Here is a 24,986-nt window from a genome sequence, read left to right as displayed (position 1 = left end):
AAAAAATTACCGCAAACCGAAGTAACTACGTGCTAGGTAGTTATTCAATTTGCGGTAATGTTCTGTTTTAACCCATATACAACCTTACTTCCATTCACTTCAATATCAAACAGCCGCCTATTATAAACAAGCCGGCATCATCTGCATCAATGCATATCATGCCGGCTTAAAAATGTGCTGACTATTTGCAGTAATAAATAGCCTAAGGTTTGGCGCTTAGGGTAAAGCTGAACTTGCCAATACCTTCAATGCCGCCACTGACAGTATCACCCGGCTGAATGGCACCCACTCCCGATGGCGTACCGGTGTAAATCACGTCTCCCGGTTTTAATTCAACAGCCTGCGACAAATAGCTGATAACGTCAGCAACTTGCCAAATCTGATCGCTTAAATCCCCCACCTGACGGCTTACACCATTAATATCCAGCCAGATTTTTCCTGTTGCCGGATGACCCACTTTGCTCACCGGTATTAAAGGTAAAGTCGGCGCGGAAGCATCAAAACCTTTGGCAAAATCCCACGGACGCCCCATTTTTTTAGCGGTGGCCTGTAAATCTCGGCGGGTTAAATCTACGCCCACGGTGTAACCCCAAATATGTTCCAGCGCTGTCTCGGCTGGAATATTTTTACCGCCCTTGCTGATGGCCACCACCAGTTCAACTTCATGATGCAGATCGGCGGTTAGCGGCGGGTAAGGAATTTCCCCTTGCGCGGGCACCACCGCATCGGCGGGTTTTCCAAAGAAAAACGGTGGCTCGCGGTCTGGATCATGGCCCATTTCACGGGCGTGTTCTGAATAATTACGGCCAACGCAATAAACGCGGCGCAGCGGGAAACGGGCGGTTTGCCCATCGATTGCCAGAGAAGCGGCCTCCGGTGCAGGAATAACGAATTCAGTCATTTTTCACTCTGCCATTTGTTAGTTTCAAAACGGATGTTAAAAAAACTGGCTTGATACGTTTATCCAATGTAACCACTGTCGCAGTGACTTGCAACGCGGCAGCCGCATTCACTCTATAATCAAGCTGTTAGCGATAACGCGGCGCGGCATGGCTTTGCAAAAACTCCGGCGTTAGCGCTTTGCGGGCATTATCGAGTGCCAGCCATTTATTTTCGTCCTGTAGCGGAGGGATGGTCACCGTTTCTTTGTTATCGAAACCGACCAGCGCTGCATCAACCAATTCTTCAACCTCCATCACGCCCGGAATATCTTCGATTTTTTTGCCGCCTTTGGCCCAGATATCGGTGCGCGTTGCCGCCGGTAAAACTACCTGGAAATACACGCCGCTGTCAGCCAGCTCAATCTGTAATGACTGAGTGAAAGTCAATACGAAAGCCTTGCTGGCGGTATAAACCGGATCGCTAATTTCAGGGGCCAAAGCCAATACCGAGGCAATATTGATAATCGCACCGTTGGCATGAGTTTTTAGGCCATCCAGCGCAACGCGGGAAAGACGGGCCAGCGAGGTAACGTTAAGGCGAATCAGCCCGTCGATGGCGTCGACAGCAGAGTTTTTAAAGCCGCCGGGTAAAATAGTACCGGCGTTATTTACCAGCAGGGAAATCTGTGGCGTATCAAGAATCAGTTGCTCGAGACTCGCAAGGCTGGTGGCGTTGGTCAGGTCAGCCGTGAATGCGCGGGCTTTAACCCTATTTTCGCTACTGAGTTTAGCGGCTAATTGCTCTAATTTTACGCCGTCGCGAGCCACCAGAATCAGGTCATAACCACGTTTTGCCAGTCTGTCGGCATAGGTGGCACCAATGCCAGTAGAGGCACCAGTAATCAGGGCTAACGGTTTGGATGATGTTGATTGGCTCATGGTTGTGTCCTTTATTTTAGGTTATCGATAGCTTTCAAAGCTAAGTGGTTTCATTATTAAACTGGATGATTTTTAGCACCAAGGGTTTTATAATGCAACCAGATTAAATTTCACCGCACGGAGTGATAAATGAAACGCACCAGTCTCAATGACAGCATTTGCCCGGTGGCGCGTACCTTAGATTTGATTGGTGACTGGTGGACGTTGCTTATCGTGCGCGACGCGCTGGGAGGCATTAAACGTTTTAGCGAGTTTCAACGCAGCCTCGGGGTAGCGAAAAACATTCTTAGTTCGCGGCTGAAAACGCTGGTCGCCGAGGGCGTTCTGGATATTCGTCCAGCCTCTGACGGCTCGGCATATCAGGAATACGTGCTAACGCCAAAGGGCAAGGATCTGTACCCGATTCTCATCGCGCTGGGGCAGTGGGGTCATCAGTATATGTTTAATGAAAATGAAACTTGCAGCTACGCGGTGGACAGACTCACACGGCAGCCGCTAGCGGCTATGAAGCTTCGTGCACAGGACGGCCGCGAGTTGGCCGCCGATGATATTCAGGTGATACCGGGTCATTTGGCTAAAGATGAATTAAAAATAAACTAACGAGCAGGCAGTTCAATCATAAACTTTTCATCATTTCATGCACCATTTCACCCACGCGTTTTATCGCCGGTTGATGACAGGCTTCGTCGAGATTGGCAAAGTTTATCCTCAGGCAGTTACGATATTTCCCCGAAGCGGAAAAAATAGACCCGACGGATATCTGGATTTTTTCCGGCTCCAGCAGGCGATTTAAACGCAAGGTATCAATCTTTTCATCAAGCTCTACCCACAGCAAAAACCCACCCTGTGGCCGACTGACCCGAACGCCCTGCGGAAAATATTTCATTACCCAGTCATTAATCAGACAAAGTTTTTGCTGATAAATAGGACGAACGCGGCGCAAATGCGATTGATAATGCCCCTGCTTAATAAAGTCGGCAATCGCCAGCTGCGGCTGAGTCGCGGTGGCTCCAGTGCCGATATATTTCATATGAATGGCAATATCGCGATAACGACCCGGCGCAATCCAGCCAATGCGCAACCCCGGCGCTAACGTTTTCGAAAACGAACTGCACAACAATACGCGGCCATCGTCATCGAAAGAGTAAATCGTGGCGGGGCGCGGATATTGATAAGCCAAATCCCCGTAGACATCATCTTCGATAATGGCGATGTCATAACATTGCGCCAGCCGCAGAAGGGCTTTTTTACGATCGTCGGGCATGTTGTATCCCAACGGATTATTGCAGGTTGGCGTTAGCTGAATCGCCTTGATTGGCCACTGTTCGAGTGCCATCTCCAGCGCTTCGATGCTGATACCGGTAACAGGATCAGTAGGAATTTCCAGCGCTTTCATTCCAAAGCCTTTCAAAGTTTGCATCGCGCCGTGAAAGCTCGGCGAATCCACCGCTACGATATCGCCGACTTCGCATACCGATCGAATGGCAATCGATAATGCCTCGTGACAGCCGGTGGTGATTAACAGATTTTGTGCATCAATGTGACTGCCACTGTCGATCATCAAGCGCGCTATCTGACTGCGCAGCTCGACAGAACCTTCGATGGTGTCGTAAAACAGTGCACTGTTGTCGCTGCGCTGGGCGACTCGGGCCAGCGCGCGGCTTAACGGTTTCAGGCTCGGAAGGGCAACATCGGGCGTTCCGCCGCCCAGCGCAATCATGCCCGGCACTGTGCGGCTGCTAATCTGCGCCAGCACCTGGTCCCACTGCGAGATATCCACCGGCCGCTGCGGCGTGCGGCAGGCAACGGGAAGCTCTGCTTTTCGTTTGGTTATCGAAACGAAATAGCCCGACTTGGGGCGGGCTTCAACCAGTAAACGGTCTTCCAGCATTCGATAAGCCTGCTGCACGGTGCTTACGCTAACCCCATGTTCATCGCTTAAAATCCTCACCGAGGGTAATCGATGCCCGGCGGGATAAAGGCCCTGTTCAATTCGATCCCCTAAAACATTGGCTAAATGCTCGTAACGATTCATGTTGCTCACCTGATTGCGGTACAGATAGACCTAATCTACACCTAAATCTGTACATATTGCGATATCTGTATGGTTAAAATATTTGATTACTGAATCTGTATCGAAATTTGTGATTGAGAGATCCTGTGTCTGAGGTCAACAGGAGACATAACAATGAAAAGAATCAGTGAAAGCGATCAATTTATCAGAAAGGTAACAGCGGTCGAAACGGTCAAGTACAGCTTGTGGGCGAGGCTTGTTAACACTTTTGGCGGGTGGAGAGAGCAGCGTCAGACGGTAAAAATCCTGCGCGGGCTTAGCAGCAGCCAGCTAAAAGATATTGGGCTGAGCTGCCGCGACATTGACAAACTGTATGGTCATCGCGATGACAGTCGCAAAGTGTGGCCAAATTGGCCGAAATAGCCAGCTAAATGGAGCAGGTTTGGCGCAGAGTGTGGCGGGGTAAAACTACTCCGCTATCAGCACTTTTACCCCTAATGCTTCGAAAGCTGACCGGGCATCTGCGCTTATTCCGCTATCGGTAATCAGATAATGGATTTTCGACCATTCGCACGGTAGGGCAAACATCGAAACCTTGTCTATTTTGCTGGAGTCGGCCACTACGTACACCACGTTGGCAGACTGAATCATCGCGCTTTTAACTTTGATATCTGTTTCGCTGGGGAAACTCAGCCCGGCACGCGGCGAGATACAGGCAGTAGCCAGGAACAGTTTTTCGGCCAACACGTTCTCAAAAAAGCTGGCGGCCTTTTCACCCGACGTTGACAGGGTCGGGAATTTAAAGGTCCCTCCGGTAAGAAGAATATTCACCCCTGGCTCACCGCCAAGCTGCAAGGCAATATTCACCGCCGTGGTAATCACTGACAGCTTTTTGATATGCCCGAGATGATTGGCTATCGCCGTAGTGGTGGTGCCTGAATCTAATATCAGGGTATCGCCAGCCTCAATAAAACTCGCGGCCAAACGGCCAATCGCCTCTTTTTCCCTGAGCTGGGTCTGCCTTTCAAGCAGCATGGCGTGGGTATTCTGCTTGCCGTCCATCAGGGTTGCTCCGCCGTGGAAACGTTGCACATGCCCCTGTTTTTGCAACATACGCAAATCGGTACGGATGGTGGCTTCTGTAAGTTCAAAAGCATCGGTGAGCATTTTCACTGTGACGGTGCCATCTTCCCTGATCATTTCCAGTATTTTATTGCGACGATGCTGCATGTCGGCCAATTGTTCGTTTTTACTTTTCAATTGAAATACTCCTTTACCGTCAAATGCCAACATCTTAAACACCAAAAGGCATTAAAACTCATATTTTTAACTCATTCTGGCTGGCGTTTTGCGGCACAGCTCGAGACTTAATAAAAATTCTAACCCTGCCTGCGGTGTAAAGCGAGATAGGAACTTTTTAATTTTACATTTTCATATGAAAGTCATTTTGACCATTTTTGTGGCAAAAGTAACAATTACATCAGCTTGAAAGCTTTGTTGTGGAAATGTTTTTTTATATTTAATTGATAAATATGATTTATTTTGCGTTATTGTTTTTTGTATGAAATTTGATCTAACACTCATTTTAGCTAAAAACGATAATATATAGTTTTATTCGAAAATGAGTTGCGCCGTTAGCGACACTGTTCATGGGGGCAGGTGAGAATGAACGGCAAGATCAAGACGAGGTAAAGATGGACGCTCAGGAATCGAAAACGTTTCAGGAAATAAAAAACGTCGCCAGACAGGCGCGCCGATACGTTTTGCAAATGAATCACCACGCGGGTAAGGGCCACACCGGGGCCGATCTTTCTGAAGTCGATATTATCTGCACCCTCTACATGTCAGTGATGGACCGGGGTCAGGCGCGTCCTGATCAGGACCGTTTTATTCTCTCCAAAGGTCACGGCGCAGGCGGGTTGTATTGCAGTGCGGCCGCCATGGGCCTGCTTGATCCCGCGGTGCTCGACCAGTTTATGGGGGATGACACACTGTTGGCCGGTCATCCTGTACATCAAAAATTACCGGATCTGATTGAAATAAACTCTGGCGGACTGGGCCACGGTTTACCCATTGCCGTCGGCTTGGCGCTGGGTAATAAAATCAGTGGTCGCGCCCATCGCCGAGCTTTCGTTTTACTCGGTGACGGCGAGCTGGCAGAAGGCTCCAACTGGGAGGCGGCGATGTCGGCCAGCAAATTTAAACTCGATAATCTGGTCGCAATTGTGGACCGAAATCGCCTGCAATTAGCCGGCAAAACCGAAGACATCATGCCGCTGGAGCCGTTGGCCGACAAATGGCGCGCTTTCGGTTTCGAAGTGCTGGAGTGCGACGGCCATGACCCCGAGTCAATTCACGCGGCTGTTACTCAGCCTACACAGGGCAAACCTCGAGTGATCCTCGCCAACACCGAAAAAGGGCATGGGATTTCATTTATGGCTAACGTTCCGTCCTGGCATCACGCGGTGCCAAACGATCAACAGTTGGCCCAAGGGCTGGCAGAGCTGGAGGAGTGATTATGCAAGACTTACGCGATGCCGTGGTCTCAACGCTGATAGAACAGCAGGAACAGGGGGGAAACATCTCGGTGATGGTTGCCGATTCGACTTCCACTTCGAAAATCGGACCTTTTGAAAAAGCTTACCCCGAACGAGTTATCAATGTCGGGATTGCCGAGCAAAATATGGTCGGTATGGCTGCCGGAGTAGCCCTCAGTGGGCAAGTAGTCTTTACCGCCAATGCGGCTCCTTTCCTTTTTGCCCGTTCAAACGAGCAAATGAAAAACGATGTCTGTTACTCCGAAACCAATGTGAAAATGCTCGGCCTGAATGCCGGTTTTGCCTATGGGCCGTTAGGGGCAACGCATCACTGTACCAATGATATCGCCATCGCCCGCACGCTGGGTAATTTACAGGTATTCGCACCCGCCGATGCCAGCCAGGCACAGGCAATTATCAGACACGCGATTCAGCATAAAGGGCCGGTTTATATCCGCATGGACAGCGACAAGCTGCCGGTGCTTCACGATGACTATCACTTTATTCCCGGCGAGCCTGATGTGCTGGCGCAAGGCAATGATGTGGTGGTATTTACCCTCGGCACTTTGGCTCACGAAGCCCTTGCCGCAAGGGATCATGGCTGTAATCCGACGGTAGTTTCCCTGCCTTCGCTGTGGCCGCTGGACGAGCTGGCGGTGGTTGAGCTGATTAAATCGCATAAAAAAGTGATCACTATGGAAGAACACGCACTCAGCGGTGGCCTTGGGACCATTATTGGTGAGTTAATCCTGAAATACCGTTTGACTCAGCCGCTGCAGGCCTTTGGCATTCCGGCCTACGAATTTACCCATAGCAGCAGCCGCGCCGCGCTACGTCGCCAATTTTCGATCGATACCGCAGGGCTAGTCACCGCACTCAAGGGGCCGACGATCGCCGCCGCACGGGAGGCTGCGAATGAGCACTAATCAATACGATGTGAATTTACGCTACGGCGTTGATACCAGCCTGTCGCTGACGGGCAAAGTGGTAGTGGTTACTGGCGGACTTGGCGGTATTGCGATGGCCAGTAATCGCATGATGCTTGAGAAAGGTGCGCATTTGGCGCTGCTGTACCCGGCATTCGAAAGTGCGGTGAAAGAAACGGTAGTTGAAGAACTTGGCACCGAAAAAGTCAGCTATTTCGAGTGCGACGTAACCGATCCCGCTCAGGTCCGCGAAGTATTCCAGCAAGTTGAAAGCCAGTGCGGGCAGATTGATATTTTAGTCAACTGCGCCGGTTACGTGCATCTTGAGCCAGCGGTAGAGACTTCTTTCGAACAGTGGCAGAAGAATCTGGCGGTCAATCTGACCGGACCGTTTCTCTGCTCACAGGCAGCGGCGCGCAGCATGATTGCCCGTGCCAAAGGCGGTAAGATCATCAATATCGCTTCACAAGCCGCTTCTATCGCTATCGATAATCACTTGGCTTACACCTCGGCGAAAGCCGGTTTGCTGGGGATGACCAAAGTGATGGCCAAAGAGTGGGCACCGCACCGCATTAACGTGAATACGCTTTCACCCACCGTAGTGTTGACCCCAATGGGCGAGAAAGCCTGGCGCGGCGAAAAAGGCGAAGAGATGAAAAAACTCATCCCCCTTGGACGTTTTGCCTATACCGACGAAATTGCCGCTGCTGTCCTGTTCTTTGCAAGCAACGGCAGCGACATGATTACCGGCGCGGACTTGATGATTGATGGCGGTTTTACCATCTGGTAAGCGGCGGCAGGCATCAATAGCAGAAAAGAACGGCGTTAACCCTACAAAATAAAACGCCAAAGCTCATAAAAAACAATAACATTGAGAGAACATCACCATGAAAAGACATCTTGCCCTGTTCACTGTTCTTGCTACGCTTGTGGTCCCGTCGGCCTTTGCGGTTGAAAAAGGCACATTGGCCATTTTGGTTAACTCGCTGGATAACCCTTATTACGCCGCCGAAGCGAAAGGGGCTCAGGCCAAGGCCGAGTCAATGGGTTATAAAACGCTGGTACTGTCTCACGGCGAAGATGTTAAACGTCAGGGCGAACTGATAAGTCTGGTTATTGGCCGTAAAGTTCAGGGCATTATTTTGGATAACGCCGATTCACAGGCCAGCGTAGCGGCGGTAAAACAGGCCAAAGACGCGGGTGTTCCGGTGGTGCTGATTAACCGTGAAATCCCGGTAGACGGTATTGCACTGGCGCAGATTTCACACAACAACTTCCAGGCCGGTTCCGATGCGGCCAACGAATTTGTCGAGAAAATGGGTGAAAAGGGCAACTATGCCGAAATGACCTGTAACCTCGCCGACAACAACTGTGTTACTCGTTCGAAATCCTTCCACAACGTTATCGATCAATACCCTGATATGAAAATGGTGGCTCGCCAAGATGCCAAAGGCACTTTGATTGACGGTAAACGCATTATGGACAGCATCCTGCAGGCACATCCGGATATCAAAGGCGTGATCAATGGCAATGGTCCGGTGGCTCTGGGGGCTATTGCGGCACTGAAAGCGGCAAATCGCACTGACGTAACGGTGGTGGGCATCGACGGCAGCAATGATGAACGTGACGCGGTGAAATCCGGTGCGCTATACGCAACCGTGATGCTACAGGCACAGGCCATTGCTTCACAGGGCGTTGAAATTCTTGACCAATATATTCTAAAAGGCAGCTACACCGGTAAAGAGCGCATCCTGTTCCGCGGCATTCTTATCAAGAAAGACAACGCTGACAAAGTTAACAACTTTAATTACCAGAAATAATTGCCAACGCGCGCATGCGCAGACGCTTAATGAGCAAATAAGCCCCGCGCGCCGGGGCTTAGAGGAGAAGCGTAATGTCTAGTCGCTTGATGTGGATCGTGATGGCGTCGTTAATGCTTTGCAGCTGCCGGATCGTTTCAGAAAAAAAGCTGGCGGAACTGAAGAATCCCCCGAATCCCCATATGGCGCAGGCGGCGATGCTGTTTGACCAGAAAATTGCCCCACAGATTATCAGCTCTGCCAAACCGTTGGCCGGGTTACTTAACCAGATCGATCAGGCCAAAGACTTCGACAGTGCCTGTCAGCAGTTTGGTTATCGCAGTCAGGATGAAAATCCGTGCGTGTTTAGCGCCAGCATCAGTGGAACCGTTAGTGAAGTGAATACCGAATCTCGCAATGGTCAAGTGGTAGTCAAAAGCGATGATCCGAAAGTCGGTGAAGTTAAAGTGCAAATCGGCCCAACTTTCCGTGGCACTGAGCTGCGTGACAGTTATCGGGGACTAAGTTATGCCGATTTTAACGACCAGAATATGTTTGGTGATTTTGGTAAAGCAATAAATCAACGGGCAATCGCGGCATTGGGAAAACCAGGCTTTAAGGTGGGCGACAAGATTACCGTCGTTGGCGTATTCAGCGCCTTCGATACGCCGCAGCCTCCAATTATGCTGACGCCGGCGCGTATTACGGCTGACAAGTGAGGAGTCGCCATGTTTGAACAACGCAGCAGCGGCGTACAGCCGGAGCCTTTTGCCAATCCCCTGCTTCAGGGAGATCCGGTGATTATCGAAACTCTGGGCGTATCACGGGTTTATCCGGGCGTTACCGCACTCGATAATGTTAATTACCGCGTTTATCGCAACAAGGTCAATGTGCTTATCGGCGAAAACGGGGCCGGTAAATCAACAATGATGAAAATGCTGGCCGGGGTTGAAGTCCCTTCCAGCGGTGAGATCTTGCTTGACGGCAAGCCAGTAGCCCTGAGTTCGACCCACGATGCCGAGAAACACGGTATCAGTATTATTTTTCAAGAGCTTAACCTGTTCCCTAATATGTCGGTGATGGACAACATTTTTATTGGCAACGAATTTTTCCAGCGCGGGAGAATTAACGTTGAGTATCAGTACCAGCTTGCGAAGTCGTTGCTGGAACGTCTGGAACTGAATGTCGATCCGTTGACGCCATTAGCCGAGTTGGCGATTGGTCATCAGCAGTTGGTGGAAATTGCCCGCGCACTTTCGAAAGATACCCGAGTGTTAATTATGGATGAACCGACCTCGGCGCTGAGTCAGTCCGAAGTCAAAGTGTTGTTTAATGTGATCGAACAGCTTAAACGGCGCGGCGTCACCATCATCTATATTTCACACCGCCTAGAGGAACTCATGGCGATCGGTGACCACATCACGGTATTTCGTGACGGCAAGTTTGTGGCCGAGCAAGAGGTCGGCAAAGTGAGTATCCCGTGGATTATTTCGAGCATGGTTGGCGAAAAAGAGAAACATTTTGACTACCAGTGCGCGGAAAAAGGGGAGGCAGTTTTACAGGTCAATGGGCTGACCATGCTGCACCAGAACGGGGGTTATTCTCTTAACGACGTCAGCCTGACACTGCATAAGGGCGAGGTGGTCGGTGTCTATGGACTGCTGGGAGCTGGCCGTACTGAACTGTTTAAGACGCTGATTGGCCTGATGAAACAGGACTCCGGCGAAATTGTTCTCAAGGGCAAACGCATGGAGCACAAGCCTTTTGCCTATCGGCTCGAACACGGTATGGCACTCGTGCCGGAAGACCGTCAGGCCGAGGGACTGATTCAACTTCTTTCAATAAAAATCAATATGACCTTGTCCCGCCTGTGCAGCAAAAGCTTTCTGAAAACCCTGCTGCCGATTCGTGAGATTCCTGAAAATGAAGCTGTTGTACAGATGATTGGCAAACTGTCGATCAAGGTCAGCGACGCAGACTTGCCGGTGACCTCAATGAGCGGTGGCAATCAGCAGAAGGTGGTGATTGCCAAAGCGCTGATGACCAGCCCGCAGGTGGTCTTTCTTGACGAGCCGACACGGGGTATCGATGTCGGAGCGAAAACCGATGTTTATCATTTGATTGGCGCGATGGCGCAGCAGGGCCTGGCCGTGATGTTTTCCTCATCGGAACTCGATGAAGTGATGCAGCTGGCGGACCGGGTGATTGTCATGGCGGACGGCAAAATTACTGCCGACCTGCGGCGTGCCGATGTGGATCGCGAAAAGCTGATCCGCGCATCGACTCCCCACGATTAAGGTTGAGGATAGGCTATGCAAAGTCAAAAATATCTTGTTTACATGTACTTACTCAAAGCGAGAACTTTTATCGCTCTGTTGATTGTGGTCGCATTCTTCTCTGCAATGGTGCCTAACTTTATTACTCCCTCTAATCTGCTGATTATGACTCAACACGTTGCCATTACCGGCCTGCTGGCGGTAGGAATGACACTGGTAATCTTGACCGGCGGTATCGACCTGTCAGTAGGCGCGGTGGCGGGAATTTGCGGAATGATCGGTGGCGCACTGCTTTCATTCGGTATTCCGCTGTGGGGCGACAACCTGCTATTTCTGAACGTTTTCGAAGTGATGATTGTAGTAGCCATTGCCGGGGTGCTGATAGGCACTATCAATGGGTTGGTGATTACCAAGCTTGGCGTAGCACCGTTTATCTGTACTCTGGGCATGATGTACGTAGCCCGTGGCGCAGCGCTGCTGACCACCGACGGCAAAACCTTCCCTAATCTTAACGGCGTTGAGGCGCTGGGTAATACCGGTTTTGCGTTGCTGGGGTCAGGCACCTTTTTAGGTATTTATAATCCTATCTGGTTGATGGTGCTGGTGGTATTGCTGGGTATTTATATCACCAAGAAAACTCCGCTGGGCCGCTATATCTATGCTATCGGCGGTAACGAGTCTGCTGCGCGTTTGGCCGGTGTACCGATCTCGAAAGTCAAAATTTTCGTTTACGCTTTCTCGGGTTTTTGCGCCGCTCTGGTGGGGCTGGTAGTGGCTTCGCAGCTGCAAACTGCGCATCCAATGACCGGCAATATGTTCGAGATGGACGCAATCGGTGCAACTGTTCTCGGCGGTACAGCCTTGGCGGGCGGGCGTGGACGGGTGTTTGGTTCGATCATTGGTGCTTTTGTGATTGTCTTCCTCGCCGATGGATTAGTGATGCTCGGTGTCAGTGAGTTCTGGCAAATGGTAATCAAGGGGCTAGTTATCGTCAACGCCGTGGTTATCGATCAGTTCCAGCAACGTTTGCAAAGCAAAGTCACTCTGATGCGTCGCCACGAAAAAAAGCAGCAGGCGGCGCAACCGCTCTCTGAGGTGAGCCATGGCTGAGGCGCAATCAGCAGGCAAAGACCTGATTATTGCCCTCGATGAAGGGACCAGCAACGCCAAGGCGGTGGCAATTGACGCGCAGGGAAGGGTGATTGCCCAGTCTTCGCGGCCACTGCAGGTGCAAACGCCGCAGGCCGGTTGGGTAGAGCAGCGTGGGGAAGTATTGATTGACGCCACCTTAACCGTGCTGCGTGAGGTGATTGAAAACGTTGGGGTTGGGCGAATCGCGGCGCTGGCGATAAGTAATCAGCGCGAAACTGCAATGGGATGGGTCCGCGCAGACGGCGAGCCTATTGGGCCAGCAATTACCTGGCAATGTTCACGCAGTGCGGCTTTTTGCGAACAGCTGCGACGCGACCATCAGGAATCTATCATTCGTGACGTTACGGGTTTACCCATCGCACCGCTGTTTTCGGGATCGAAAATGCGCTGGTTACTCGACAGTATCCCCAATGGATTCGCAAGGGCGGCGGCGGGGGAGGTCTGTCTTGGCACCGTCGATGCCTGGCTGCTTTGGCACCTCACTGCCGGATCTGCTTTTCGTTGTGATACCTCAAATGCGGCACGTACTCAGCTTTTGAATCTGCACAGTGGCGATTGGGATGACGAGATGCTCAGACTGTTTGGCATCCCGCGTCAGGCATTGCCGGAAATTTGCCCGTCGAGTGGGTGGTTTGGCGAAACAAAGGGCGTGGCGGGAGTGCCGGATGGTTTGCCGATTCTGGCGATGATTGGTGATTCCCATGCCGCCCTATATGGCCACGGACTGGGTGAGGCCGGCGCGGTGAAAGCCACTTACGGCACCGGTTCGTCAGTGATGGCTCCGATACCGCAGCCAGAAAGCAGCATTGTCCAGCTAGCGACTACAGTGGCCTGGCATGACGGTCAACGGCTGATTTACGGGCTTGAGGGCAATATTCCGCATACCGGTGACGCCGTGGCGTGGATGGCGCAAATTACTGGCTTAACCGATGGTAAAGGCGAAACGCTGGCCCGCGCGCTGACTGAGTTGCCCGCCAGCGTGGAGTCAACGTTGGGCGTGTATTTTGTGCCTGCGCTCACCGGTGCCGGTGCGCCATGGTGGGACGATAAGGCGCGCGGTGTGATTAGCGGATTGAGTCGCGGCGTTGACCGTGCGCATTTGATTCGCGCCGCGTTGGAGTCTATCGCCTACCAGATTGCTGATGTGATAGACGCCATGCGTCAGCATCCTGATTTTCATTTGAGTTCGTTAATGGTTGACGGCGGCCCGACGCGCAATCCGTGGCTGATGCAGTTTCAGGCCGACTTGTTGGGCTGCAAGGTGCTGCGCAGCAATACGCCGGAGCTTTCTGCTCTTGGCGCAGGGCTTTTGGCACGAAAGGCCCTCGATAATCTTGACCATAGTCAGCTGTGGGCATTGCTGCCGCAGCATGATGTTTTTTCACCAGACACTGAGCGGCACTTGGCGCTGCAACAACAATGGCTGGGCTGGAAAGCCGCCGTTGCCAGCACGTTGTCGCAATCGAAAACGATTGACTAGGGAGATCTGATAATGAATAGAAATTTCAGTGGTAAAACGGTGGTGATCACTGGCGCGTGTCGCGGTATTGGTGCCGGTATTGCCGAGCGTTTTGCTCGTGACGGGGCTAATCTGGTGATGGTTTCCAATGCAGAACGCATATTTGAGACGGCGGCAACGTTGCACAATAAATACGGCACTGAGATTTTACCGTTGCAAATAGATATTACGGATGAAACTCAGGTGCAGAGCCTTTATAAGCAGGCGCTGGAAAAATTCGGCTCGGTAGATGTGTCAATTCAGAATGCCGGGGTGATTACTATCGATAGTTTCGACAGTATGCCGAAAGCGGATTTTGAAAAGGTATTGGCAGTCAATACCACCGGCGTTTGGTTGTGTTGTCGCGAGGCGGCAAAAATCATGGTCAAACAAAAGTCGGGTAGCCTGATTAATACTTCATCGGGGCAGGGTCGTAAGGGCTTTATTTATACCCCGCACTACGCGGCAAGCAAGATGGGCGTTATCGGCATTACGCAAAGTCTGGCGCTGGAGCTGGCTCCTCATAACATCACGGTCAATGCTTTCTGTCCGGGCATTATTGAAAGTGAAATGTGGGATTATAACGATCGGGTATGGGGGGAAATACTGAGTACCGATGAAAAGCGTTATGGCAAAGGTGAGCTGATGGCCGAATGGGTTAAAGGAATTCCGCTTAAACGCGCAGGGCAACCTGATGATGTTGCTGGCCTGGTGGCGTTTCTTGCCTCTGATGATGCGCGTTATTTAACCGGGCAAACCATTAATATCGATGGCGGATTAATCATGTCGTGATTTCGATATATGACGTTGCGTCATTAACAAGGCCTCCAGACTTCTCGGCACACAAGTCTGGAGGCAAGCAGGGATCAAGACATTGGAACTTCCATATTTTTATAGTGCTCTAGTATTGGTGAGTTAATATCTGAAGGGTTCTGCAGCTGCCACAGATTTCTGTCGATACCGTCGTTAATCATATAAATGACGCCGGTTTCTATCGCGGACATCAGGCACAGCATCACGGGTTCATTAGTGGTGTAGCCAACTTCCCCCTCAAGCAGTCTTTGATAATCGATAAAACGGAATACCCCTGCCTGGAATTCATAGGACAAGATGGTTTTACTGGTATTTACCGATGACAACACCTCGCCGGTATTAATATCCACCGCACGCAGGTTCACCGCGATTTGATCGAGTTCATATTGCGTGCTGGCACCAATACCAAAATATCTGGCCCCGGCACCGCCTGATTTCACGTTACTTTCGTAGCCGATAATTGAACCTTCAATCAGGATATTTGCCGCCACCAGTGAAGAAAGTGGCCGGGCATTATTAACTGCGACACTGCCGTTTTCCTGCGCGGCTCGAATAATCTTCCGCTCATTCAACAGATTTTGCAGTCCCTGACGCTCCAGTGGAATAAACCACTTCGAGTCCTTAAGGGCGGTTACCAGCATGGCAGTGGCGCTTTGCGGAACCGCGGTTGAGAAGTTACTGACGGGATAAGGCTTAAACTGGCCGGTCTCATCCTGAATGTTATAAACCGAAACAAAAATCCGCCCTTTGGCCGGTGGCAGATGTGTTAAGTCTTTATAACTTTCGGCACGTGGGAGCAGAGTCGGTTTTGCCGCCTGTTTTGGCGGTGCGGTTAAACAACCACTGAGCATTAAAACGGCAATTAAAAGAAGTGAAGTACGCATAGTCTGATTACCCCTCAATGGCGTCAATTGGACGCACTCAGCCCCTGGACCTGAATCGTTGACACCTTACCGGTAGAGCGATCGGTAACGTTCAAATTCAATTGGCCATCTGTATTCTGCACATCGACGATAAAGTCCTGCGTGACAAGCCGCCCAGGTTTACCCTGAGCAATATTGCCCATCAGGCTGCTGAGCAACTGCGATTGAATCGCCGCGCTAAAGTTATCGAGAGCGCTGGGTGTTGAGGAGTTAAAATCGTAGGCATCGGGATCTTTATAGGAGTTTTGTGCGTTGGCCTCATTAAGTAAAAAAGAACCGTTATTGGGATTGCCGCCAAAGTTAGGATTAATAAACTGGAAAACCATATTTCCGCCCCATGACAGAGGCGAAAACAGCATTGCTGATAAAATAATTAAAAGAGTTTTCACGATATTCTCCTTAGAATTCATCACCAGATAAATCACCGGTGCCCAGAAGTTTTTTATCTATTTGTCGCCGGGAAAGGGCTTCACCAACTCCTTGCAGAGCGGTGTCGACCTCTTTGCCAAAGTTACGTCGGGTCGGGAACAGCAAGGTCTGGTACAGCAGGTCTTGCCCGACTTTTATGGTGATCCAGCTACCCCATCGCGCGCTTGGCCTCTCGCTGATGGTTATCGTCTCGGGATAGTTTCTTTCCCACCGGTCAGCAAACATGCGATAGAAGTCATGTCCTACAGAACTGACGGTGTGGTCGGTGATTAGCCCAGGGTCCTTGATATCTTTACCTATTGGACTTTCTGCTGCCTGTAAACTGAAGCTACTAATAATAAAAAATAAAAATACAACTCGGATTAACGTTTTCATGATGCTAACGCTTAAGATTATCATTAGCCCAGGACACCGCCTGAGTGCGGTTTTTAACGGCTATTTTTCTAAATAAATTATATAAGTGGGTTTTGACGGTGTTTTCGCTGATAAATAATAGCTTTGCGATTTCAACATTCGATGCACCCATTCGTAATTTATTCAGGATTTCGCTTTCTCTCTGCGTTATCCCCGAATGCTCATGATTGATATAGCGATATTGTCCTGATTGGTTTATCAGGTAGCTGGCAAATCGCTGCGCGAAATAGCACTCGCCGCGAATAACGCTTTCAATGCCATCGATTAACTGCTCTTGAGTTGTCGAGGGATGAAACACGGCACTTATTTTTGGCCAGTTTTCAATTTCGTGAAAAGGATAATCTTCAGGGGCATTGAGCAATAAAATTTTAAGATTATTGCGATAACGACCCGCCGCAGTTTGCCAACGGGTAATCAGTTTTTTATCGGCCTGTAATATATCAAATATTATAAGTGCCTGATCGTTAAGCGGAGCATCGAAAGGTCGATTAATATTATGTAGTTTGGTATTGATAGTCAGTTTATGGTTCAAGTGATGCAGGAGTGCCGTGGCTTGTAAACAGGGTTTTGTAACCAGCAGCATGACGGTATTAGCATCTGTGTTTTCTGTAATCATAATTAACTCTGCCTTGAAAGCGGACTGCTTGACGACCCGCGGCGGGTCATAACAAAGCACGCATTAAAAGAATTTAATTCCCTGGTGTGACGCGTGATTTTATTGTCTGGCCACGGCTGTTTCATTACTTACCGTCTAATTAATTTAGCGGGTGCAGCAATGAAATCAAGGGGTGGATTCCTGGGTATTTATAAGAAAAAGACAAGTATTTTTAGTGGGGCAAGTGTTTATTTTAATTTTTACGAAAATTGATACAAGTTTATGGAACAGTGTGACCAGTGCTTTATGTCTGAAATTATTGAATTTTAATCTGTTTGGTGAAGCTATGGAAACCAGGGGTTTAGTAAGAAGGGCTCTCGGAGGTTTAATAGCGACTTTAATTAAATTAATGCTGTCGGATTATTCCTAAGTAAGTATTTATGATGAGGATCACAAGGCGTTTTAAATAAAAATAATGACACGGAGCTGGTGTTTTAATTGTCTTGTGTAGGCATGGTATTTTTCTTAAATTTACTCTTTTAAAAGCAGGGTTTTATCTTAAAAAAATAACTTCGGATTAGGCCGTTCCTCATACTTTGAAATGAAGAGGTATTAAAAATACAACTAACCGATGAGTTTATTATTCTTGCCACCGTGCATACTGTAATCACTAACCCGAAATCACTTAGGTCTGGGGGAGTAAATGAACAGTATTTATTTTAAATCGGCACGTATTACTTCATTTTGCCTAATTTTATTAGCAGGCTTTGTATCTATCCATGCTGTCGGGCAACAAAATGATATGGCATATTCAGAGTCGTTTGTGAATCAAACTGAAATGAGTAATCTTTCATTTGATCAGCTTGCCGCTGGCAGCAATAACAGAGCCTTTATAAATCAGCACGGTAATGAAAATACGGCTGTAATAAGTCAGCGCGGAAGCGCTAATAATGCTGATATCAACCAATATGGCAATGGAAATAACGCTTCTATCTCACAAGATTCTAGTGGAAGTTCAGCTTCCATTGAGCAACAAGGTTTTGGCAACACCGCGTTAATCGCGCAAAAAGGGCGGAGAAACGTGGCGCAAATAAGCCAAAGTGGTACGGACCGCTCAGCGGCAGTCGTACAAAATGCGTCCGGAATGGCAATAAAAGTGACGCAGCATTAATGAATAGTCAGGTCTTTACATTAACCATCCGATCTCAAATCTATGGGGTAGCATCATGAAACTGTGGAAAATAATGGCAGTATCAGCACTGGTATTCAGCGGAAGTTCGATGGCATCAGGTTTTGGTTACGGCGGTGGGCCAAGTACGCCGGTATTCCAAACCACTAACTGGCATGAGGAATTGCAAATTTATCAGGAAGGTTCTTTGAACCTGGCGAATGCGACACAAACGTCGGCGCAAAATTCCCTGACAACTGTTAATCAACACGGCAATGCTAACGTGGCAAGCTCCAACCAGGTGGGCGATAGAAGTCTGTTAGATATCCATCAGGCAGGTAATTTTAACCGTGCCGATGCTCTTCAGAGTGGCGATAAGAGCAAACTGCTGATTAGCCAAAGTGGTACAGCCAACTATGCAAATGCTACTCAGAGTGCCAGTGGCAGTTTAGCTAATATAGTTCAGGTTGGTACGGCTAACCGGGCTTATGCCTCACAGCAGTAATCGTTTTTAACGAAATAAAAAACAGGGCGATGCCCTGTTTTTTTATGGAGGCCATTATGATTTCAATACTTCTTGCCGCGGCGATTTCTCAACCATTATGGTTTGATAATCAACATAATGGTCAGCTTTATGTGATTACCCCCATGGTGCATCTGCAAAACGAGTGTCAGTGCGACTATCGACTGAAAATGCTTAAAACCGGGATTTCTGGAACCAGCACCAGCGTTCAGCAATCTGCGGTCACTATAGCGGCCAACACGGATGTCGCGTTGACGCGAATAAGCTTTAATCTCCAGCAGGGTGACAGAGTGCAGATATATTTGTCTTTAAATGATGGCAAGCAAGTATCGTTGGAAAATACTTTAAACTTGCCGAAGTGATTATTCAGGACCGCCGCTGGACGTTAGTAACTTAGCATCAGAATCTCTTTAGCCCTTTCCAAATCGATATCTGAACGCTCGCCCATTGGCAGCATGTTAAAGCGTTGCAGATTTGACAGAATTTCGTCAATGGCACTTTTTGGCTGCCCATAGGCGCTGAGCTGAGTTTTCAGCCCCATCAATTCGAAAAATTCACGGGTTTTATCAATCGCAGCATCAATTCGGCTATCGTCACTGCCTGCAATAATATTCCACACGCGCTCTGCGTATTGCAGCAGCTTGTCCTTTTTACTCTCGCGCTGCACCTGTAGCAGGCTTGGCAGCAGGATTGCCAGTGTCTGGGCGTGGTCGATGCCGTAAAGTGCGGTCAGCTGGTGGCCGATGCGGTGCGTTGCCCAGTCTTGCGGAACCCCCACGGCAATCAGGCCGTTTAACGCCAGCGTGGCCGACCAGGTAATGGCGGAACGGACGTCATAATTTTCAGGATCGGTCAGCGCTTTAGGGCCTTCTTCAATCAGCGTCAGTAACAAACCCTCGGCAAAACGGTCCTGCACCTTACCGTAAACCGGATACGTCAGATACTGTTCGATAACGTGGATGAATGCATCGACGACGCCGTTGGCAACCTGTGTGACTGGCAATGTGTAGGTTTTAGTCGGGTCGAGGACGGCAAATTGCGGAAACAGCAGCGGATCGCTGTAACCGGATTTCTGACCTAATGCGGTATGAGTCACTACCGCAACATGATTGGTTTCAGAGCCGGTGGCGGGCAAAGTCATCACACAGCCGAGGGGAAGGGCGTCAGCCAATGGTTGGCGCTGCGACCATAATGGCCAAATATCGCCTTCATACAGCGCTGCGGCGGCAATAAACTTGGTGCCGTCCACCACTGAACCACCGCCAACCGCCAGCAGAAAATCGATTTTATTTTCTTTAATAATATCGACGGCTTTCATTAAAGTATCGAAATGTGGATTCACTTCAATGCCGCCAAACTCAAATGTGACACGGTCACCTAATGCCGCCTGCACTTCGTCCAGCGTGCCGTATTTTTTGGCACTGCCGCCACCGTAAGTGATTAACACACGGGCATTTTCAGGAATATGTTTACCAATGTCGGCGATGCGGTCGACTCCAAACAGTACGCGAGTCGGGTTGTAAAAGTCGAAATTAAACATGGATTACCCCTAATGTAATTCAGCAGTCTGGAGATTTTTTCGAAGGATTATGGCTAATGATTACCATGATAACGCAGTGAAATGTAAGGTTTCGCGCTGTTTAAAAGCCGAGGCCGCACAAACTGCTTATCTGTATCAAGGATGTTACGGATTATGCGGTGTGTAAAAATCGGCATTAAAAAAGGATGCCGGAGCATCCTTTCGAGGTGAATAGTATGAGTTAATTGGCGCGAGGCTTATTTAACCTGCATACCCGGCTGTGCGCCGCTGTCTGGGCTAAGCAGGAAGATGTCTTTTCCACCAGGGCCCGCAGCCATTACCATGCCTTCGGATACGCCGAAACGCATCTTACGCGGCGCAAGATTGGCGACCATGATAGTCAAACGGCCTTCCAGCAGTTTCGGATCCGGGTAGGCGGAGCGAATGCCAGAGAAAATTTGGCGCTTCTCTCCGCCCAAATCCAGCTGCAGGCGCAGCAGTTTGTCAGAGCCTTCAACAAAGTCAGCGCTTTCGATCAGCGCAATGCGCATGTCAACTTTGGCAAAATCGTCAAAGGTGATGGTGTCCTGAATCGGGTCTTCAGCCAATGGACCGGTTACCGCTGGTTTAGCTGCGGCAATATCTTCTTTGGAAGCGTCAACCATGGCGGTCACTTTATCCATTTCAATTCGGTTAAACAGGGCCTTGAACGGGTTCACTTTGTGGCCGAGCAGCGGCTGTGCGATAGAGTCCCAGCTCAGTTCGCAATTAAGGAATGCCTCGGTGCGCTCGGCCAGCGAAGGCAGAACCGGTTTGAGGTAAGTCATTAATACGCGGAACAGGTTGATACCCATTGAACAAATAGCCTGCAAATCGGCTTCACGACCTTCTGTTTTAGCCACAACCCAAGGCGCCTGCTCGTCAACATAACGGTTGGCCAGGTCTGCCAGTGCCATGATTTCACGAATTGCACGGCCTGACTCGCGGCTGCTGTAGGCCTCTGCAATGCTGGTAGCCGCATCGGTGAAGGTTTTGAACAGGGCAACGTCCGCCAGTTGGTCTGACAGCATGCCGTCAAAGCGCTTGCTGAGGAAACCTGCATTACGTGACGCCAGGTTAACCACTTTGTTAACGATATCGGCATTAACCCGCTGCACGAAATCTTCGAGATTGAGGTCGATATCATCAATGCGCGAAGACAGTTTGGCCGCGTAATAATAACGCAGGCAGTCAGCATCAAGGTGGTTCAGATAAGTGCTGGCCTTGATAAAGGTGCCGCGAGATTTTGACATCTTGGCACCGTTGACCGTCACGTAACCGTGAACAAACAGATTGGTCGGCTTGCGGAAGTTGCTGCCTTCCAGCATTGCTGGCCAGAACAGGCTATGGAAGTAAACGATATCCTTGCCGATAAAGTGATACAGCTCGGTGGTGGAATCTTTTTTCCAGAATTCGTCAAAGTCTAAATCCGGGCGACGATCGCACAGGTTTTTAAACGAACCCATATAGCCGATTGGCGCGTCCAGCCAGACATAGAAATATTTGCCCGGCGCATCAGGAATTTCGAAACCGAAATAGGGCGCATCGCGGCTGATGTCCCACTGTTGCAGGCCAGACTCGAACCACTCCTGCATTTTGTTGGCCACCTGCTCCTGCAGCGCACCGGAACGGGTCCACGCTTGCAGCATGGCGCTGAACTCTGGCAGGTCGAAAAAGTAATGCTCGGAATCACGCATTACCGGCGTCGCACCGGAGACTGCAGATTTTGGGTCAATCAGCTCGGTCGGGCTGTAGGTTGCGCCGCAAACTTCACAGTTATCGCCGTATTGGTCCGGTGATTTACATTTCGGACACGTGCCTTTCACGAAACGGTCGGGCAGGAACATGCCTTTCTCAGGATCGTAAAGCTGAGAAATAGTGCGATTTTTGATAAAGCCATTTTCTTTAAGACGGCCATAAATCAGGGTAGACAATTCACGGTTTTCATCGCTGTGCGTTGAGTGATAGTTGTCGTAGCTGATACCAAAACCGGCGAAATCTTTCTGATGCTCCTGGCTCATCTCCTCAATCATTTGCTCCGGCGCAATGCCCATCTGCTGAGCTTTCAGCATGATTGGGGTGCCGTGCGCATCGTCGGCGCAGATGAAATGAGTTTGGTTGCCGCGCATTCGCTGGTAACGGACCCAGATATCTGCCTGGATGTGCTCGAGCATGTGTCCGAGGTGAATAGAACCGTTAGCATAAGGAAGTGCACAGGTTACCAAAATTTTTTTCGCGACTTGAGCCATAGTAAGAGCTTGCTTTCTTTTATTGAGATTGGGGGATCGATGGTAACCGAAATACCCGCCATCCTACAACCGGCAGGTAAGATAGCTCCTACGTTTGCGCACAGTAACTTAAGTCAATATGCGCTGACAGTTCTCTTGCAAGGTGTTGGCTCAATCACCTAAAGGAATCGAGATTCTGGTATGCTAGTTTTATAACAGTCAGATAGCGGAGTTTATACAACATGATTCCGCGACCCAATTCCATAATAAATAAGTATTTCAAGGAGCCGGGATGAAATCACAATCCCCTGAGAACGTTACTCCCGCCGAGCTTCACGCTGCAGTTAATGTGGTGTTGGCGACCTTTACCCACCCTACATTACAACAAAGTCTGACCGCCATTAAGGCCTTGCACCAGTGCGTGCTGCTGGATAACGTCCTGCATATCGAGCTGATTCTGCCTTTCGCCTGGAAGTCAGGCTTCGAGCAGTTAAAGCTTCTGACTACCTCGGAGCTGCTGCGCGTCACCGGCGCCCGTTCGGTGGACTGGAAGCTTGCCCATGACATTGCCACTTTACGCCGCGCCAACGACAGGCCTGGTATTAAAGGTGTGCGCAATATTCTGGCTATCAGTTCCGGCAAGGGCGGGGTAGGCAAGTCGACCACGGCGGTTAATCTGGCGCTGGCGCTGGCCGCGGAGGGTGCGAAGGTCGGCCTGCTTGATGCCGATATCTACGGGCCTTCGGTGCCCAATATGCTGGGCACTGAAGATGAGCGCCCGACCTCTCCCGACGGTCAGCACATGGCGCCTATCATGGCTCACGGTCTGGCTACCAATTCGATCGGTTACCTTGTCACCGATGAAAATGCCATGGTATGGCGCGGCCCGATGGCCAGCAAGGCGCTGCTGCAAATGTTGCAGGACACTCTGTGGCCGGATCTGGATTATCTCATTCTCGATATGCCGCCGGGTACCGGTGATATTCAGCTGACGCTGGCGCAAAGCGTGCCGGTGACCGGTGCGCTGGTGGTGACGACGCCACAGGATATCGCCCTGCTTGACGCGATGAAAGGTATCGTGATGTTTGAGAAGGTTAACGTCCCGGTGCTGGGTATTGTCGAAAATATGAGCATGCATATTTGCAGCCAGTGTGGTCATCACGAAGCGATCTTCGGCACTGGCGGCGCGCAGAAACTGGCAGAGAAATACCGCTGTGAGCTGTTGGCGCAGATACCGCTGCATATTTCCCTGCGTGAGGATCTCGACGGCGGTAAGCCAACGGTGATTGCCAACCCGCAAAGCGAGTTTACTGCCCTCTACCGCCAGTTGGCCTCTAAGGTTGCGGCACAGCTTTATTGGAAAGGAGACGCCATCCCGACCGAAATCGCCTTCCGAGCGGTGTAATTATCACCTTCTGGTCGATTAATTTAATCAAGCCAGCCGCTTAGTGGCTTTAAGGCTGGCTTCGTCAACAGGTTGTACCTATAATTGGCGCGATCAAAGCGGCTTCAGGCTGCTTGCCCTTCAAACTCCAAATCAGGTCGTTAATTTTATGTCTGACAAGTTCCATCAGTGTGTCATCGTGGGTATCGCTGGCGCATCTGCCTCTGGAAAAAGCCTTATTGCCAGCACTTTGTATCGTGAGTTGCGCGATCAGGTCGGTGACGAACATATCGGTGTTATACCGGAAGATTGCTATTATCGGGATCAGAGTCATCTGACCATGGAAGAGCGTGTCAAGACCAACTATGACCATCCGAATGCGATGGACCATAATCTGCTGCTCGAGCACTTGCAGTCGATGAAAGCAGGGAAAGCCATCGAACTGCCGAGCTATAGCTTCATCGAGCATACACGCCTTAACGAGACCGTGACCTTAGCACCTAAAAAAGTCATTATCCTTGAAGGGATCCTTCTTCTGACTGACGTGCGTCTGCGTCAGGAACTGAATTTTTCTATCTTCGTCGATACACCGCTGGATATCTGCCTGATGCGTCGCATGAAGCGCGACGTCAATGAGCGCGGACGTTCCATGGATTCGGTGATGGCACAGTACCAAAAAACGGTACGCCCAATGTTCCTGCAATTCATTGAACCTTCTAAGCAATACGCAGATATTATCGTGCCACGCGGCGGTAAAAATCGCATTGCGATTGATATTCTCAAGGCGAAAATCAGCCAGTTCTTTGAATAATTTTAATTCACTAATGAGTCGTTACCTGCGTGATTGAAGCTGAATCAGGGCGGCAAAAGCGTTCGTTCCGATGAGCTGACACGGGTCAGCGATTTGGGTTATGAATTGCAGCCGATTC

The 24,986-nt window shown here is 49.9% G+C and carries 26 protein-coding genes; 16 read left to right on the top strand and 10 right to left on the bottom strand.

All coding sequences use genetic code 11. From position 1 onward, the window contains the following. Positions 1 to 202: 202 nt before the first annotated feature. Both SPM24T3_RS08770 and SPM24T3_RS08765 read right to left on the bottom strand, forming a co-directional pair. Positions 203 to 901 (bottom strand): fumarylacetoacetate hydrolase family protein, encoded by a 699-nt coding sequence (locus SPM24T3_RS08770; RefSeq protein WP_009636383.1) that lies wholly within the window; start codon positions 899 to 901, stop codon positions 203 to 205. A gap of 127 nt (positions 902 to 1,028) precedes the next feature. Beyond that, a complete protein-coding gene (locus SPM24T3_RS08765) occupies positions 1,029 to 1,820 on the bottom strand; it encodes an SDR family oxidoreductase (RefSeq protein WP_009636382.1) in 792 nt (263 codons plus the stop codon). Between the two features lie 129 nt (positions 1,821 to 1,949). Here SPM24T3_RS08765 and SPM24T3_RS08760 point away from each other — a divergent pair, with 129 nt between their 5' ends. Then, positions 1,950 to 2,420, top strand: a complete 471-nt coding sequence (locus SPM24T3_RS08760) for a helix-turn-helix domain-containing protein (protein ID WP_009636381.1) — start codon at positions 1,950 to 1,952, stop codon at positions 2,418 to 2,420. A gap of 16 nt (positions 2,421 to 2,436) precedes the next feature. On the opposite strand, the gene SPM24T3_RS08755 is transcribed toward SPM24T3_RS08760, so the two are convergent. Continuing rightward, positions 2,437 to 3,855: a PLP-dependent aminotransferase family protein gene (locus SPM24T3_RS08755; protein ID WP_009636380.1), complete on the bottom strand. Its 1,419-nt coding sequence runs from the start codon at positions 3,853 to 3,855 to the stop codon at positions 2,437 to 2,439. A gap of 153 nt (positions 3,856 to 4,008) precedes the next feature. On the opposite strand from SPM24T3_RS08755, the gene SPM24T3_RS08750 reads away from it, so the two are divergent. Then, positions 4,009 to 4,257 (top strand): DUF1127 domain-containing protein, encoded by a 249-nt coding sequence (locus SPM24T3_RS08750; protein WP_009636379.1) that lies wholly within the window; start codon positions 4,009 to 4,011, stop codon positions 4,255 to 4,257. A 45-nt stretch (positions 4,258 to 4,302) separates the two neighbouring features. On the opposite strand, the gene SPM24T3_RS08745 is transcribed toward SPM24T3_RS08750, so the two are convergent. Further along, on the bottom strand, positions 4,303 to 5,094 hold the full coding sequence (locus SPM24T3_RS08745; protein ID WP_037378025.1) for a DeoR/GlpR family DNA-binding transcription regulator: 792 nt from the start codon (positions 5,092 to 5,094) through the stop codon (positions 4,303 to 4,305). 434 nt (positions 5,095 to 5,528) lie between these two features. Here SPM24T3_RS08745 and SPM24T3_RS08740 point away from each other — a divergent pair, with 434 nt between their 5' ends. The 9 genes from SPM24T3_RS08740 (at position 5,529) to SPM24T3_RS08700 (ending at position 14,814) form a co-directional block, all read left to right on the top strand. Then, complete coding sequence (locus SPM24T3_RS08740) at positions 5,529 to 6,350, top strand: transketolase (RefSeq protein ID WP_009636377.1); 822 nt, start codon at positions 5,529 to 5,531, stop codon at positions 6,348 to 6,350. A 2-nt stretch (positions 6,351 to 6,352) separates the two neighbouring features. Next, positions 6,353 to 7,297: a transketolase family protein gene (locus tag SPM24T3_RS08735; RefSeq protein WP_009636376.1), complete on the top strand. Its 945-nt coding sequence runs from the start codon at positions 6,353 to 6,355 to the stop codon at positions 7,295 to 7,297. After that, on the top strand, positions 7,287 to 8,087 hold the full coding sequence (locus tag SPM24T3_RS08730) for a GolD/DthD family dehydrogenase (protein WP_009636375.1): 801 nt from the start codon (positions 7,287 to 7,289) through the stop codon (positions 8,085 to 8,087). Before SPM24T3_RS08735 ends, SPM24T3_RS08730 begins: the two co-directional genes overlap by 11 nt. A gap of 97 nt (positions 8,088 to 8,184) precedes the next feature. Then, positions 8,185 to 9,117: a D-ribose ABC transporter substrate-binding protein gene (locus SPM24T3_RS08725; protein WP_009636374.1), complete on the top strand. Its 933-nt coding sequence runs from the start codon at positions 8,185 to 8,187 to the stop codon at positions 9,115 to 9,117. A gap of 74 nt (positions 9,118 to 9,191) precedes the next feature. Beyond that, entirely contained in the window at positions 9,192 to 9,815 is a 624-nt protein-coding gene (locus SPM24T3_RS08720) for a DUF2291 family protein (protein ID WP_009636373.1), read from the top strand. Between the two features lie 9 nt (positions 9,816 to 9,824). Continuing rightward, positions 9,825 to 11,393, top strand: a complete 1,569-nt coding sequence (locus tag SPM24T3_RS08715; protein WP_009636372.1) for a sugar ABC transporter ATP-binding protein — start codon at positions 9,825 to 9,827, stop codon at positions 11,391 to 11,393. Between the two features lie 15 nt (positions 11,394 to 11,408). Next, complete coding sequence (locus SPM24T3_RS08710) at positions 11,409 to 12,482, top strand: ABC transporter permease (protein ID WP_009636371.1); 1,074 nt, start codon at positions 11,409 to 11,411, stop codon at positions 12,480 to 12,482. Beyond that, complete coding sequence (locus tag SPM24T3_RS08705) at positions 12,475 to 14,004, top strand: FGGY family carbohydrate kinase (protein WP_009636370.1); 1,530 nt, start codon at positions 12,475 to 12,477, stop codon at positions 14,002 to 14,004. The genes SPM24T3_RS08710 and SPM24T3_RS08705 overlap by 8 nt, the downstream gene beginning before the upstream one ends. A gap of 12 nt (positions 14,005 to 14,016) precedes the next feature. Continuing rightward, positions 14,017 to 14,814: an SDR family oxidoreductase gene (locus SPM24T3_RS08700; protein WP_009636369.1), complete on the top strand. Its 798-nt coding sequence runs from the start codon at positions 14,017 to 14,019 to the stop codon at positions 14,812 to 14,814. A 74-nt stretch (positions 14,815 to 14,888) separates the two neighbouring features. On the opposite strand, the gene csgG is transcribed toward SPM24T3_RS08700, so the two are convergent. The 4 genes from csgG to csgD are packed head-to-tail and all read right to left on the bottom strand — an operon-like array spanning position 14,889 to position 17,217. Next, complete coding sequence (gene csgG / locus SPM24T3_RS08695; protein ID WP_009636368.1) at positions 14,889 to 15,719, bottom strand: curli production assembly/transport protein CsgG; 831 nt, start codon at positions 15,717 to 15,719, stop codon at positions 14,889 to 14,891. Between the two features lie 23 nt (positions 15,720 to 15,742). Further along, entirely contained in the window at positions 15,743 to 16,168 is a 426-nt protein-coding gene (gene csgF / locus SPM24T3_RS08690; protein WP_037377975.1) for a curli production assembly/transport protein CsgF, read from the bottom strand. Then, on the bottom strand, positions 16,158 to 16,562 hold the full coding sequence (gene csgE / locus SPM24T3_RS08685) for a curli production assembly/transport protein CsgE (protein ID WP_037378022.1): 405 nt from the start codon (positions 16,560 to 16,562) through the stop codon (positions 16,158 to 16,160). The genes csgF and csgE overlap by 11 nt, the downstream gene beginning before the upstream one ends. A 4-nt stretch (positions 16,563 to 16,566) precedes the next feature. Further along, positions 16,567 to 17,217, bottom strand: coding sequence for a biofilm master transcriptional regulator CsgD (gene csgD, locus SPM24T3_RS08680; protein WP_009636364.1), 651 nt, complete (start codon positions 17,215 to 17,217; stop codon positions 16,567 to 16,569). A 682-nt stretch (positions 17,218 to 17,899) separates the two neighbouring features. Between csgD and SPM24T3_RS08675 the strand changes: the two genes are divergently transcribed. Genes SPM24T3_RS08675 through csgC form a run of 3 tightly spaced genes read left to right on the top strand, consistent with a single transcriptional unit; the run spans position 17,900 to position 19,249 of the window. Beyond that, positions 17,900 to 18,367: a hypothetical protein gene (locus SPM24T3_RS08675; protein WP_009636363.1), complete on the top strand. Its 468-nt coding sequence runs from the start codon at positions 17,900 to 17,902 to the stop codon at positions 18,365 to 18,367. 55 nt (positions 18,368 to 18,422) lie between these two features. Continuing rightward, positions 18,423 to 18,869: a curli major subunit CsgA gene (csgA, locus tag SPM24T3_RS08670; RefSeq protein WP_009636362.1), complete on the top strand. Its 447-nt coding sequence runs from the start codon at positions 18,423 to 18,425 to the stop codon at positions 18,867 to 18,869. Between the two features lie 56 nt (positions 18,870 to 18,925). Then, on the top strand, positions 18,926 to 19,249 hold the full coding sequence (csgC, locus tag SPM24T3_RS08665; RefSeq protein ID WP_009636361.1) for a curli assembly chaperone CsgC: 324 nt from the start codon (positions 18,926 to 18,928) through the stop codon (positions 19,247 to 19,249). Positions 19,250 to 19,272: 23 nt separating this feature from the next. Here csgC and SPM24T3_RS08660 read toward each other — a convergent pair whose 3' ends face one another. Both SPM24T3_RS08660 and metG read right to left on the bottom strand, forming a co-directional pair. Then, on the bottom strand, positions 19,273 to 20,427 hold the full coding sequence (locus tag SPM24T3_RS08660; RefSeq protein WP_009636360.1) for an iron-containing alcohol dehydrogenase: 1,155 nt from the start codon (positions 20,425 to 20,427) through the stop codon (positions 19,273 to 19,275). A gap of 236 nt (positions 20,428 to 20,663) precedes the next feature. Continuing rightward, the gene (gene metG, locus SPM24T3_RS08655) at positions 20,664 to 22,694 is read right to left on the bottom strand and encodes a methionine--tRNA ligase (protein ID WP_009636359.1); all 2,031 of its coding nucleotides are present in this window, start codon (positions 22,692 to 22,694) and stop codon (positions 20,664 to 20,666) included. A gap of 271 nt (positions 22,695 to 22,965) precedes the next feature. Between metG and apbC the strand changes: the two genes are divergently transcribed. Together apbC and udk are read left to right on the top strand one after the other, a co-directional pair. Further along, the gene (gene apbC / locus SPM24T3_RS08650) at positions 22,966 to 24,078 is read left to right on the top strand and encodes an iron-sulfur cluster carrier protein ApbC (protein WP_009636358.1); all 1,113 of its coding nucleotides are present in this window, start codon (positions 22,966 to 22,968) and stop codon (positions 24,076 to 24,078) included. Between the two features lie 148 nt (positions 24,079 to 24,226). Beyond that, the gene (gene udk / locus SPM24T3_RS08645) at positions 24,227 to 24,868 is read left to right on the top strand and encodes a uridine kinase (RefSeq protein WP_009636357.1); all 642 of its coding nucleotides are present in this window, start codon (positions 24,227 to 24,229) and stop codon (positions 24,866 to 24,868) included. Positions 24,869 to 24,986: the final 118 nt, after the last annotated feature.

Origin of the sequence: Serratia sp. M24T3, assembly GCF_000257645.1 — a bacterium.
Classification (GTDB): Bacteria; Pseudomonadota; Gammaproteobacteria; order Enterobacterales; family Enterobacteriaceae; genus Rouxiella.
The sequence above is the reverse complement of the archived record's forward strand: the minus strand, read 5'-3'. Positions and strand labels throughout refer to the sequence as shown.